Consider the following 12,370-nt stretch of genomic DNA (forward strand, 5'->3'; position numbering starts at 1 on the left):
AAGGCCCGGCTGCTCCGCCCGCCCTTCCCACCCGTTCACAGCGGAAGAGCGATGAGGCGTGCCTGGAGCTACATAGTTCTTGCTTTGTTCTCATGTCCCGCCATCTTTCCTGCATGTCCTCGACGCCGCTTCAGACGAAAGGCCGCGGCGCCCGCTCCAACGCCACGGGGCGGTACGAACCCACCACGACCGAAGCCTTCGACGACGGCTGGACCTCTGGTGATGCGCCGGCGACCCAGATCCGGACGACGCTCACCCCAGAACACGCCCGGACCATCATCGCCAGGAACACCAGTCCCGACATCGGCTTCGACCGGTCCATCAACCCCTACAAGGGCTGCGAACATGGATGCATCTACTGCTACGCCCGTCCGTCCCATGCCTGGATGGGCCTATCCCCGGGCCTGGATTTCGAGAGCCGGATCTTCTTCAAGCCCGAGGCCGCACGTCTCCTGGAACAGGAGCTCTCGGCCCGCCGCTACGTCTGCAAGCGCATCCACATCGGCGGCAACACCGACCCGTACCAGCCGGTCGAGCGCGAATTGAAGTCCACGCGCGGCATCCTTGAGGTCTGCCGCCGCTTCAACCAGCCCTTCTCCATCATCACCAAGTCGAACCTGATCACCCGCGATGTGGACATCCTTGGGCCGATGGGCCGCGACCGTCTGGCCAGCGCCTTCGTCTCGATCACGACGCTGGATCGCAAGCTCGCCCGCGCCATGGAACCCCGCGCATCGACCCCGCCCAAGCGTCTGGAGGCCATAAGCCGCCTCGCCGAGGCCGGGGTGCCGGTCGGCGTCGGCTTCGCGCCCGTGATCCCCGGCCTGAACGATCATGAGCTCGAGGCCGTGCTCGAAGCCGCCGCCAAGGCCGGCGCCACGACCGCCATGTATGTCACCCTGCGCCTGCCGCTGGAGATCAAGGACCTGTTCCGCGAATGGCTGGCCGAGGCCCGGCCCGACCGCGCCGCCCGCGTCATGTCACTCGTTCGCCAAACGCGCGGCGGCAAGGATTACGATCCCGACTGGTCCCAGCGCATGAGGGGCTCCGGCCCCGTCGCCGACCTGATCGGCACCCGCTTCAAGGCCGCGATCAAGCGCTACGGCCTGGACGGCCCCCGCCACGACCTCGACGTCACCAAGTTCCGCGTGCCTGCCGACGCCCGGCCCCAGCTGGAGCTGTTCGCCTGACGGCTCAGACCGCGCCGTCCACCAGCGCCCGCCAGGTCGGATCGGTGTCGTCGACAAGATCGACGTCCTCCAGCAGGGCCACCACCCCCTCCCCGTCCGGCAGGATCAGGCCCAGCACCTCCATCACTTCATCGTCAGGACCGACATGGCTTTCGGCCTGCACCGCGATCGCCGCCTGCTCCCCGTCCTCGTCCCACCAGATCACCGGCTGGGGCAGCTCCATCTCGATGGGCCGGGCGTCGTCCGTCTCGCTCAGGGCGAACACCGCCCGCTTGGCCTGCACGTCGTCCAGCGTCGCCACGCGACCCGTGAACGGCGCCAACCGCCGCCAGTCGTCGACGTCGAACCCGCCGCCATCCTCGCCGAAGTCCGGCTCCCGCTCGTCCATGGTCATCTCCGGAACACCCCGACCAGCTCGACATGGCTGGACCACAGGAACTGGTCGACCGGCGTCACCCGCTCCAGCCGAAAGCCCGCCTCGATCAGCACCCGCGCATCCCGCGCGAAGGTCACCGGATTGCAGGACACCCCGACCACCACGCCCGCCTTCGTCCCCGCGATCTGCGCCGTCTGTTCGATCGCCCCGGCGCGCGGCGGATCGAACACAATGGCCTCGCATCCCTTCAGGTCGAACGGCGTCAGCGGTCGCCGGAACAGATCCCGAGCCTCGGCCGTGATCGGCTTGATGCCCGACGCCGTCCCGATCCCGGCCTTCAGCGCCGCGATGCCCGCCGCCGACGCATCCGCCGCGACCACGCTCGCCAAGGTCGCCAGAGGAAAGGTGAACGTCCCGGCCCCGCAAAACAGGTCCGCCACCCTCTTCGCGTCCCGGACCGCCTCCACCGCCCGCGAGACCATCGCCACCTCGGCTTCCGGCACGGCCTGCAGGAACCCGCCCGCCGGCAGAGGAACGGTCGCCGGCCCGAACGCGACGCGCGGCTGGCGCGCCATCACCAGCGTCTCCCTCGCCAGCGAAAGCCGCGCCAGATCGGCCTCCGCCGCCGCCCGCACGGCCTGCGCCCGCCGATCCGCCGACAGCCCGCCCGAGCGCCGCTCGACCCCCGTCACATCGACGTCCAGCCCATCCAGCGTCCACGTCACATGCAGCGTCGGCGCCGACTTCGGATGCTCCAGAAACGCCGCCGCTACGTTCGCCAACGCCGGAATCGCCCGCACCAGCCGGGGATCGGCGACCGGGCACTCGCTGACCTCGACCAGCCGCCAGGACTTCCTCGCCTTGAACCCCAGCACGACCCGCCCGTCCGCTAGCCCCCGCGCATGCAGCGCGAGACGCCGCCGGGTCCCTGCCGGCACGGCCACCATCGCCTCGACCTCGGTCTCGATCCGCTCCCGCGCCAGGGCGGCGACCACCTGCTCCCGCTTCCACGCCAGATACGGCGCGCTGGCCCAATGCTGAAGCGAACATCCCCCGCAGTCGCCATAGTGCGGCGAAACCGGCTCAACCCTGTCCGGACTGGCCTGGACGATCTCGCCGCCCTCCAGCCGCCCGTCCCGCACCTCGCCCTGGACGACCTCTCCCGGCAGCGTCAGCGGCGCGAACACCGGCCCGGCGGACGTCTCGGCCACGCCGTCGCCCTGCCCGGCCACGCGGGCGATCGTCAGGATCGTCGTCATCGGCGGTCTCTAGCCCGGTCGGCCCGCCCGCGAAACATGAACGAAGATGAACGGCCCGATCAAAACCGGTTCAGGTTGCGAGCCCTAATACTCTCCTCAACAGACGCCGGATGTCCCGGCGCCGGAACAGGGGACAGCTTCCCATGCCCAGCAAGTTCGCCAAGCCCGCCGCCGTCGCCGCCGCCCTGGTCGGCGCGATGACGCTGGCCCCCGCCGCCGCCACGGCCCAGTCCTACGGCTACGGCAACGGCCATTACAACAACGGCTACAGCCAGCCGTACGGCTACAACAACGGCTACGGCCAGTCCTACGACCGCTGTCGGACCCTGGGCCAAGGCCGCACCGGCGCGGGTGCCCTGATCGGCGGCGGCATCGGCGCGGTCGCGGGCTCGCAGATCGCCGGTCGCGGCAACCGGACCGAAGGCTCCATCATCGGCGGGGTGCTCGGCGCGGTGATCGGCTCGCAGGTCGGTCGGGCTTCCAACGACAACTGCCGTTCGTACGACAACCGGGCCTACGGCTACGACCGCTACAACGACCGCGCCTACTCAGGCGGCTACGACGACCGCAACTACGGCCGTTACGACAACCGCTACGACGGCCGCCGCTATGAGAACGGCTACGAGGTCTCCGCCGATGGCTATTACTACTACGATCCGCGCCGGGGCTGGCTGCCGCGCTGATCGCACAGGGTTCGCGGTCCCGGTTAGTTTTCAGCCCCCCTGTCGATCGGGATCGTGACGGGCGCCGCCGGCGGAGCAATCCGCCGGCGGTTGCTTTTTGGGGTGTCGCTACAGGCCGCCGCGCGGCGGCTCGCTGCTTGAGCGACGCATGGCCCAGAGCAGGTATTCAACGTTGCCGTCTCCGCCGGTGATCGGACTTTCCGCCGTCGCTTTAACCCGCCAACCGATCGCTTCAAGCCAAGCCGCGACCCGGTCGACGGCAACGCCGCGGGCATCGGCGTCCTTGACGATCCCACCCTTGCCGATGCCTTGCGGACCGTAAGCCTCGAACTGAGGCTTCACCAGGGCGATCAGATCCGCCTCGTCACGCGCTAGCTCAAGCGCAGCGGGCAGCACCTTGATCAGGCTGATGAAGCTGGCGTCGCAGACGATCAGTTCGGGTGCATCGGGTATCAGCGATCGTGTCAGAGAGCGCGCATCGGTGCGCTCCAGGTTGACCACACGCGGATCCGCCGCGACGCGCGGATGCAACTGGCCCGAGCCGACGTCCACCGCATAGACCCGCGCCGCGCCTCGGCTGAGACAGACCTCGGTGAACCCGCCCGTTGAGGCTCCCAGATCGAGCACAGTCCGGCCTCCGACGGGAATCGCCCACCGGTCGAGCGCGTCCACCAGCTTCAGCGCGCCTCGACCGACCCAGGGATGCGGCTCCTCCACCATCACGGCGGCGTCCTCGGCCACGGTCTCGGACGCCTTCGTCGCTGCTCGACCATCGACGGTGACCCCGCCCGCCTCGATGGCGGCCTTGGCCCGCGCCCGGCTCTCGACCAGGCCGCGCGAGACCAGCAGCACGTCGAGCCGCATGCTCATCGTTGGTCCAGCCTCAGGCGCGGCGTCAGGTGATCGAGGAACAGCCGCGCCTTTCTCGGCAAGTCGCGATGGGTCCACAGCGCGGTCAGGGGCATGGCGGGGCCCGACCACTCCGGCGCCACCCGCGCCAGCCGGCCATCGGCCACGGCGTCGCGCACGGCGAACGACGGCATCAAGGCCACCCCGGCCCCGGCCTCGGCCAGGCCAAGCACCACGGCGCCCGCAGAGGCGCTGAGCGGCCCCGACGGCTCCAGCTCGATCCCGCCGTCCGGCCCTTCCAGCCGCCACTTCTGGGCCAGGCTGGTCCCGGAGAAGACCACGCATCGTTCCCTCAGCCGCTCCGCCAGAGGCGCGTCGGTGTCGATGGACTTCGCCACTTCAGGCGCCGCCACAAGCCATCGCTCATAGGTCCCCAGCCTGCGGCCCGTCAGACTGCTGTCGGTCAGGGGGCCAAGCCGCAGGATCAGATCCACTCCTTCCGCCACCGCGTCGATGCGCGCGTCCGTCGCCGCCAGGTCCAGCCTCAGCCTCGGCCACTCGCGCAGGAAGCCGTCGACATGCGGCGCGACCTCCGCCGTGGCGAAGGCCACGGACGTCGACACCCGCAGCCGCCCGATGGGCTCGCGATCCGCGCCGGCCGCCGCCTCGACGAGGGCCGCGTCCTCCTCCAGCAGCCGCAGGGCCTGCTCATACACCCGCTGCCCCGCCTCGGTGACCGAGAGCCGCCGCGTGGTCCGCAGCAGCAGGCGCGCGCCCAGCTCGGCTTCCAACCCCGCGATGGCCCGGCTGGCGGCGGACTGTGACAGGCCCGCGTCCCGCCCGGCGCGCGAGAAGCTGCCGCTCTCCACGGCGCGGACGAACAGACGAAGGGCGGACAGGCGGTCCATGCCCCGTCATTTCATGCGTCTGGCGCATAAGTCAAAGCCGATCCGCCCGGCTACTGCGCGGACCGATCCGGGCGCACCTTCCTCCTCGACGACGCGCTGATGCGCCGCCCGAACCCAAAGGAAGACCGCCATGACCCAGTTCCCCATCCACACCCTGGACACCGCCCCGGAGGCCTCGCGCCCCTTCATCGCCGGCGCCAAGGCCGCCTTCGGCATCGTGCCCAACCTGGTCGGAGAGTTCGCGGAGAGCCCGGCCGTCATCGAGGGCTATCTGGCGCTGGCCGGCGCCTATCAGAAGTCGGGCCTGACCCCGCTGGAGCGCGAGGTCGTCCTAATCGCCGCCTCGGTCGAGAACGCCTGCCACTACTGCGTCGCCGCCCACACCACGGTCACGCAAGGCCAGAAGCTGGACCAGACCGTCATTCAGGCCGTCCGCGACGGCGGGCCGATCGCCGACGCCAAGCTGGAGGCGCTCCGTGACTTCGCCACCCGCGTGGTGCGTGAGCGCGGCTGGGTGTCGGACGCCGACGTCAACCGCCTGATCGCGGCCGGCTACACGGCGGGCAATGTGCTGGAGGTCGTGCTGGGCGTGGGGCTGAAGACGATCTCGAACTACGTCAACCACATCGCCGAGACCCCGGTCGACGCCGCCTTCCAGGCCAACGCCTTCGAGCCGCGCCGCGCGGCCTGATCCCCTCCCCCCGAGACGGTGCCGGCCTTTCTCCCGAGGTCGGCGCCGCAGCCGGAGCCCATTTCATGCGCACTCTGACCGTTCTCTTCAGCCTAGCCATCCTGGCGGGCGTCGTCCTGGTCCTGCCGATCGGCGGCGGTCAGGACATGCTGATCGCAGCCCAATCGGTCAGCCCGACCATGCCGGCCACGCTGGGGTGATCCAGTCTCAGTAACGACCACGCGGCGTCCGGCGAAACCCGGACACCGTTGCCGTTTCAGGAGGCCCTGATGCGCGTGATTTCCGTCCTGTTCGCCTTGGCCATCCTGGTCGCGGCGCTCTTGCTGATCCCGGCTACGCGGCGCGGCATGCTGGTGGCCGCCGAGAGCGTCAGCATCAGCATGCCCCGGATGCGCTAAAGCCCCGCCAATCGACCCAGCGCCGCCTGCAGACGGGCCTTGGTCGCCTCGGCCTCGGCGAGCTTGGCGCGTTGCTCCTCGACGACCTCGGGCGCGGCGCGGTCGACGAAGTTGGGGTTGCCCAGCTTCTTCATGACGTGGCCGATATCGCTCTCGGCCGCCGCGATCTCCTTCGTCAGGCGGGCCAGTTCGGCCGTCACGTCGATGACGCCCGCCAGCGACAGAGCCGCCGCCGAGCCGCCGGAGACGATCGTCACAGCCCCCTCCGGCGCGACCTCGGCCACGGCGACCCCGGACACCCGCGCGAGCGTCAGGATCAGGTCGCGGTGCCGCTCGATACGGGCGGCGGTCACGGCGTCAGGCTGGACGAAGGTCAGCGGCGGCTTGGCGGCCGGGGGCACGTTCATCTCGCCGCGCAGGGCCCGGATCTCGCCGACCAGATCGACCAGCCAGCCGATCTCGGCCTCGGCGTCGGCGTCGACGAAGCCGTCCGGGAGAACCGGCCACGCTGCGCCCAGCAGCATGGCCTCATGCCGAGGTGCCCCCGCCTTACCGAGCTCGGCCCACAGCTCCTCGGTGATGAAGGGCATCACCGGATGGAGCAGCTTCAGCGTCTGGTCCAGCGTCCAGGCCGTCATGGCCCGGGTCTCGGCCGTGGCCGCCTCGTCGGCGCCCTGGAACACCGGCTTGGCCAGTTCGAGATACCAGTCGCAGAAGACGTTCCAGACGAAGCGATAGAGCGCGCTCGCCGCATCGTCGAAGCGCCCGCCTTCGATGGCCTCGGACACCTGGCGCTCGGCCTTGGTCAGTTCGCCCCTGACCCAGCGGTTGATGGTCTGCTGGACCGTCGCGGGGTCGAAGCCTTCGACGCGGGCGCAGTCGTTCATCTGGGAAAAGCGCGCGGCGTTCCACAGCTTGGTGCCGAAATTGCGATAGCCTTCAATGCGCTGCTTCGACAGTTTGATGTCGCGCGTGCCGGACAGGATGGCCATGGTGAAGCGCAGGGGATCGGCCCCCAGCTCGTCGATGATGGTCAGGGGATCGATCACGTTCCCCTTGGACTTGCTCATCTTCTGGCCCTTCTCGTCGCGGACCAGGCCGTTGATGATGACCCGCTTGAACGGGACTTCATCCATGAAGTGCAGCCCCATCATCATCATCCGGGCCACCCAGAAGAAGATGATGTCCGCCGCTGTGACCAGGTCCGAGGTCGGGTAGAAGCGCTTCAGATCGTCCGTGTCCTGCGGCCAGCCCATGGTCGAGAACGGCCACAGGGCGGAGGAGAACCAGGTGTCGAGGACGTCCTCGTCTCGCTTCAATCCGACGCGGACGGCGACGTCATTCTTCCATTCGACAGTCGGTTGGTCGGATAGTTCGACCTTCGCATTGCCCCAGTACTCTTGTGCAGCGGCTAGCGCCTCGCCTTCCGATTCCGCGACGAAAATTTTGAATGGCAGGCCGGAAGGATCGTCTTCGCGAAACTGAGAGTACCAGGCCGGGATCCGATGGCCCCACCAGAGCTGGCGGCTGATGCACCAAGGCTCGATGTTCCGCAGCCATTCGAAATAGATCTTCTCGTAGGACTTCGGCTCGAAGACCGTGTCGCCCTGCTCCACCGCCTTCAGCGCGGGCTGGGCCAGGGTCGCGGCGTCGACGTACCACTGGTCCGTCAGCCAGGGCTCGATGACCACGCCGGAGCGGTCGCCGTGGGGCACGACGTGCTTGGTCTTCTCGATCTCCTTCAGCCAGCCCTCTTCCTCGGCGCGGGCGACGATGGCCTTGCGCGCCGCGAAGCGGTCCATGCCGTCGTATTCGGCCGGCACGTCGGGCGCGTCCGCTGCGGTGATCCGCGCGAAGGCGTCCATCACGTTGATGGCCTGAAGTCCCGCGCGCTTCCCGACGCCGAAGTCGTCGAAATCATGCGCCGGGGTGATCTTCACCGCGCCCGACCCCTTGGTCGGGTCGGCGTAGTCGTCGGCCACGATCGGGATGCGCCGCCCGACGATGGGCAGGGTCACGAACTTTCCGACTAGCCCCGCATAGCGCGCGTCGTCCGGATGCACCGCCACGCCGGTGTCGCCCAGCATGGTCTCCGGCCGCGTCGTCGCCACGACGATGTAGTCGCGCGTCTCGAACTCCGTCGCCTCGCCCGCCTCGTCGAAGGCGATCGGGTGCTCATAGGTCACGCCGTCGGCCAGCGGATAGGCGAAGTGCCAGTAGTGGCCGTCCACCTCGCGCTGCTCGACCTCCAGGTCGCTGATCGCCGTCTGGAACTGCGGGTCCCAGTTCACCAGCCGCTTGTCGCGATAGATCAGGCCCTTCCTGTGCAGCTCGACGAAGACCTTCCTCACCGCCGCGTTCAGACCTTCGTCCAGGGTGAACCGCTCGCGGCTCCAGTCGCACGAGGCGCCCAGGCGACGCAGCTGCTGGACGATGGTGCCGCCGCTCTCGGCCTTCCACTCCCAGACCTTAGCCACGAAGGCGTCGCGGCCCATGTCGCGCCGGCCGACGTTGCCCTGGGCCGCCAGCTGGCGCTCGACCACCATCTGGGTCGCGATGCCGGCGTGGTCCGTGCCCGGCAGCCACAGCACCGCCTTGCCCCGCATCCGGTGATAGCGGGCCAGGATGTCCTGAAGCGTATTGTTCAGCGCATGGCCGATGTGCAGCGACCCCGTCACGTTCGGCGGCGGGATGACGATCGAATAGGCTTCGGCGGCCGTATCCTGGCGCGGCGCGAACAGGCCCGAGCCCTCCCACATCGCATAGAGGCGGGGTTCGGCGGCCTTGGGGTCGAAGGTCTTCTCAAGCATGGCGGTCTCTTGAGCCCTGTCGCTCGGCGCGCGGCGCCTCGCTGCATGAGGGCGGTCTCGGAATGCAGAAAGGGCGGCCCCCGTGGGAACCGCCCCTGTTGGTCTTAGTCGCCGTCAGCGAGCGGGGCTAGCCCGCGCTGCGGGCGATGCGTTCGACTTCCTTGCGTACGGCGGCCTCGACGATGCCGGGCAGGTTGGCATCCAGCCACTCCTTGAGCATCGGCCGCAGCAGTTCGCGCGCCAGGGCGTCAATGGTCGGGCCGCTGCCGCCGGTCAGCGCGGCGGGCTCGGGCCGGGCCAGGCTGGCGGTCAGGCCGGCGAATGCCGAGGCCGCGCTGGCGGCTGCGCCGGCGCCCACCAGGGCCTCGACCGGGGCGGAGGTTTCTGACGGGGCGGGCGCGTGATGCACGGGCTCAGGCTCCGGCTGGAAGGCGGTCGGGAAGGGTTCGGGTTCGGGTTCTTCGGCAGCCGAAACGTCCAGGTCGCCGATGCTTTCCACCGCCGGCGCCTCATAGCGCTCGGTCAGTTCCAGCACTTCCTCTTCGGCGGGCGCAGGCTCCGGCCCAGGCTCCGGCGTGGCCGCCATGACGGGCTCGGGCTCCGGCGTCGCTTCGGGCTCCGGCTCAGGCTCCGCCGCCGCCGGCGTGGCCTCGGCGGCCGGGGCGTCGTCTTCCGAGATGATCCGGCGGATGGACGCCAGGATTTCTTCCATCGTCGGTTCTTGAGCGGTCGTGTCGGTCATGGTCGGGCCTCGAGCGAACCTTCGGGAAGGCGAAAACATGGACGAGAGACAATGGACCGACCCCCGGCCAGCCCCTCCCCGTTCGTCGCATCAACGCCCTGCGGAATCAACGAGACTTTTTCGCCTCTTTGGTTAAACCGCCCGATCCATCTCCCGACCTACTGGCCGCGCGGCGCGGTGCGAACGACCTCACCGTTCAGCTGTTCATCGACCGGCGCCTCGGGACCGTCGATGGCCGGGGTCACCGGCGGCGCGGCGATGCGGTCCAGCGTCTCGACTACGAGGTCTGTCGGCAGCCCCCCCCGCCCCGCCACTCGCGCGGCGTTCGCGGTGGGATCATAAACATCGAGATCCGGCACCAGATCCTCACCACTCAGCCGCCCCATGGCGGCGAGCAGCTGGGCCTGAGCCACATACTGATTGCGACGGGCCTGGGCGAGCGTGATCTCGGCGTTCCTCAGTTCCAGCTCGGCGTTCAGCACATCCAGAGTGGTGCGTAGACCGACCTGCTGTTCCTGGCGCACGCCCTCGGCGGCGATCCGAGCGGCGCGCACGCTCTCCTCTCCCGCTGACAGCTGCGAGTTGGCCGAGACGATCTGGGCGTAGGACGAACTGACGCTCTGGAGGACCGTCCGCTCCTCGGCCCGGATGCGCGCGCGCGCTGCGTTGGCCTGCTCCAGCGCCTGGGCCAGGCGACTGCGGTTCAACCCGCCAGTGAACAGCGGCACCGTCAGCGTCGCGCCGGCGCGGAACGATGTGTTCTCGGTCGGATCGAAAGAACTGAGATCGTCCGAGCCACCGTAGGACGCCGAAACGCCGACCGACGGCATGAAGGCCGAGCGGGCCTGGGCGGCGCGAGCCTCGGCCGCCCGCAGGTCGTATTCTGCGGCCAGCACCGCGGGGTTCTCGGCCAGACCGACATCCAGCGCCGCCTCGAAATCGTCCGGCACACCCGGCAGGGCTGGCGGGGTGGTCAGGTCGGCCGGGGCCTGTCCCACCACGCTGGCATAGGCCGCGCGGGATACCGACAGCTGGGCGCGTGCGCCCGCGAGGTCGGCTTCGGATTGCGCCAGTCGGGCCTCGGACTGGGCCACGTCGGTGCGAGTGATTTCACCGACCTCGAAGCGAGCGTTGGATTCGTCCAGCTGGCGACGGAGCACCTGAAGGTTCGCCTCGCGGATGCGCAGGATCTCAAGATCCCGCAAGACATCGACGTAGGCCTGGATCACGCTGGCGAGGATCTGCTGCTCGACGCCACGAAGCCCTTCACGGCCACTGCGGACGTCGGCGTCGGCCGCGTCGATCGCCCGGGCGATACGGCCGCCGGCGTAAAGCGTCTGACTCAGGCTGATCGTCGCATTGCCGTTGTCGTTTTCATTGACGCCCCCGCTCCCGGCCGTGTCCGGGATCCCGTCGCCGTTGATGTCCACCGGACCACTGCCGGCGCTGTCGGTCCGGGTGTAGTTGGCCGAAACGGACACGCCGATTTCCGGGCGCAGGCCTGCCCGCGCCTGGGGAACCGCTTCGTCCAGCGCCCGCTGGCTGGCCCGCTGGGCCTGAAGCGTCGGATTGGTGCGATAAGCGAGCGCGATGGCGTCCCGCAACGTGTCGGCGAAGGCCGGAGCGGCCGACGAGACCACCACGGCGATGACGGCGACCGAAGCGAGCGCGCGCGAGCGTTTGAACATGACCTGATCCTTCGGTGCGCCTTCCCGGCGCCGGTATCCCAAGACGAGCGTAGTGCGTAAGAGCTTCGCCTTGCGCCAGTTAAGTTTTTTTCACGCGCACGCCAGTCTGGTGGCCGCTCAATCCGGCGATCAGAGGGCGAAAGCGGGCGCGGGCGTCATTTCCTGCAACACAGGCGGAGCCGCATCGAACAGTTCGCGCCGCGACACTCCGCCCTGTGCCATCACATAGAGCACCGCTCGTCCGTTCGGGCCATGGCGTTCTACCACCACGAGTCGACCGCCGACACGCAGGGCCGCAAGCCAGGCCTCAGGCTTCACCGCCACGGCGGCCTCAGACACGATCACGTCGAAACCTTCGCAGGCCGGCTGGGTGAACGGCGCGACAACGCCCACCACGCCCGCATCCGCCAGAGCCGGGGCGACCACGTCCATCACGACCTGATCCGCCTCCTGCGCCGTGACCTTTAGCCCCATGCGGGCCAGCACGGCTGCAGCATACGGAGCCGCGATGGCCAGCGCCGTCTCGCCCTCGCGGGCATCCAGGGCCTGGATAAGCTTGGCGACCTCGCGGGCCTGCATCAAGCGACGACCGTTGGCGATCTCGACCTCCACCTCGCCATAGGCGCTGAAGGCGCGGTCGGATGCGCAGAACCGCTCCCGCGGCACGGCCAGAAGCGCAGCCTGCAGGGTCCGGTCGGTGACGTCGTTCACACGGACCTGGCTGTCGACCATGACCTTGCGGGCTGCGGCGAAGTCCATGCGGTGGGCGTCCTGAC

At 69.2% G+C, this 12,370-nt stretch carries 13 protein-coding genes; 5 read left to right on the top strand and 8 right to left on the bottom strand.

Annotated features, from left to right (window positions below):
* The first annotated feature begins 92 nt into the window (after positions 1 to 92).
* Positions 93 to 1,190, top strand: a complete 1,098-nt coding sequence (locus IP78_RS11630; protein ID WP_231680999.1) for a PA0069 family radical SAM protein — start codon at positions 93 to 95, stop codon at positions 1,188 to 1,190.
* 4 nt (positions 1,191 to 1,194) lie between these two features.
* Here IP78_RS11630 and IP78_RS11635 read toward each other — a convergent pair whose 3' ends face one another.
* Together IP78_RS11635 and IP78_RS11640 are read right to left on the bottom strand one after the other, a co-directional pair.
* A complete protein-coding gene (locus tag IP78_RS11635; protein WP_156320389.1) occupies positions 1,195 to 1,578 on the bottom strand; it encodes a hypothetical protein in 384 nt (127 codons plus the stop codon).
* 2 nt (positions 1,579 to 1,580) lie between these two features.
* Positions 1,581 to 2,825 (bottom strand): class I SAM-dependent RNA methyltransferase, encoded by a 1,245-nt coding sequence (locus IP78_RS11640; RefSeq protein ID WP_054111850.1) that lies wholly within the window; start codon positions 2,823 to 2,825, stop codon positions 1,581 to 1,583.
* A 143-nt stretch (positions 2,826 to 2,968) separates the two neighbouring features.
* Here IP78_RS11640 and IP78_RS11645 point away from each other — a divergent pair, with 143 nt between their 5' ends.
* Positions 2,969 to 3,508: a glycine zipper 2TM domain-containing protein gene (locus IP78_RS11645; protein WP_054111851.1), complete on the top strand. Its 540-nt coding sequence runs from the start codon at positions 2,969 to 2,971 to the stop codon at positions 3,506 to 3,508.
* A 108-nt stretch (positions 3,509 to 3,616) separates the two neighbouring features.
* Here IP78_RS11645 and IP78_RS11650 read toward each other — a convergent pair whose 3' ends face one another.
* The gene (locus IP78_RS11650; protein WP_054111852.1) at positions 3,617 to 4,372 is read right to left on the bottom strand and encodes a TlyA family RNA methyltransferase; all 756 of its coding nucleotides are present in this window, start codon (positions 4,370 to 4,372) and stop codon (positions 3,617 to 3,619) included.
* A gap of 2 nt (positions 4,373 to 4,374) precedes the next feature.
* Positions 4,375 to 5,265 carry a LysR family transcriptional regulator gene (locus IP78_RS11655; RefSeq protein WP_054111853.1) on the bottom strand — a complete coding sequence of 297 codons (891 nt, stop codon included), beginning with the start codon at positions 5,263 to 5,265 and terminating at the stop codon, positions 4,375 to 4,377.
* A gap of 130 nt (positions 5,266 to 5,395) precedes the next feature.
* Here IP78_RS11655 and IP78_RS11660 point away from each other — a divergent pair, with 130 nt between their 5' ends.
* The 3 genes from IP78_RS11660 (at position 5,396) to IP78_RS15750 (ending at position 6,354) form a co-directional block, all read left to right on the top strand.
* Positions 5,396 to 5,956, top strand: coding sequence for a carboxymuconolactone decarboxylase family protein (locus tag IP78_RS11660; protein WP_054111854.1), 561 nt, complete (start codon positions 5,396 to 5,398; stop codon positions 5,954 to 5,956).
* Positions 5,957 to 6,021: 65 nt separating this feature from the next.
* Positions 6,022 to 6,156: a hypothetical protein gene (locus IP78_RS15745; protein WP_255350749.1), complete on the top strand. Its 135-nt coding sequence runs from the start codon at positions 6,022 to 6,024 to the stop codon at positions 6,154 to 6,156.
* Positions 6,157 to 6,225: 69 nt separating this feature from the next.
* On the top strand, positions 6,226 to 6,354 hold the full coding sequence (locus tag IP78_RS15750) for a hypothetical protein (protein WP_255350750.1): 129 nt from the start codon (positions 6,226 to 6,228) through the stop codon (positions 6,352 to 6,354).
* Here IP78_RS15750 and IP78_RS11665 read toward each other — a convergent pair.
* The 4 genes from IP78_RS11665 to IP78_RS11680 form a co-directional block, all read right to left on the bottom strand.
* Entirely contained in the window at positions 6,351 to 9,164 is a 2,814-nt protein-coding gene (locus IP78_RS11665; protein ID WP_054111855.1) for a valine--tRNA ligase, read from the bottom strand. The two genes, IP78_RS15750 and IP78_RS11665, sit on opposite strands and share 4 nt — an antisense overlap.
* Before the next feature lie 127 nt (positions 9,165 to 9,291).
* Entirely contained in the window at positions 9,292 to 9,906 is a 615-nt protein-coding gene (locus IP78_RS11670) for a DUF2497 domain-containing protein (RefSeq protein WP_054111856.1), read from the bottom strand.
* A 158-nt stretch (positions 9,907 to 10,064) separates the two neighbouring features.
* Positions 10,065 to 11,594, bottom strand: coding sequence for a TolC family outer membrane protein (locus tag IP78_RS11675; RefSeq protein WP_054111857.1), 1,530 nt, complete (start codon positions 11,592 to 11,594; stop codon positions 10,065 to 10,067).
* Positions 11,595 to 11,723: 129 nt separating this feature from the next.
* Positions 11,724 to 12,353 carry a protein-L-isoaspartate O-methyltransferase gene (locus IP78_RS11680; RefSeq protein ID WP_054111858.1) on the bottom strand — a complete coding sequence of 210 codons (630 nt, stop codon included), beginning with the start codon at positions 12,351 to 12,353 and terminating at the stop codon, positions 11,724 to 11,726.
* Between the last annotated feature and the right edge of the window lie 17 nt (positions 12,354 to 12,370).

This window comes from Brevundimonas sp. AAP58 (genome assembly GCF_001295975.1).
Taxonomy (GTDB): Bacteria; Pseudomonadota; Alphaproteobacteria; order Caulobacterales; family Caulobacteraceae; genus Brevundimonas.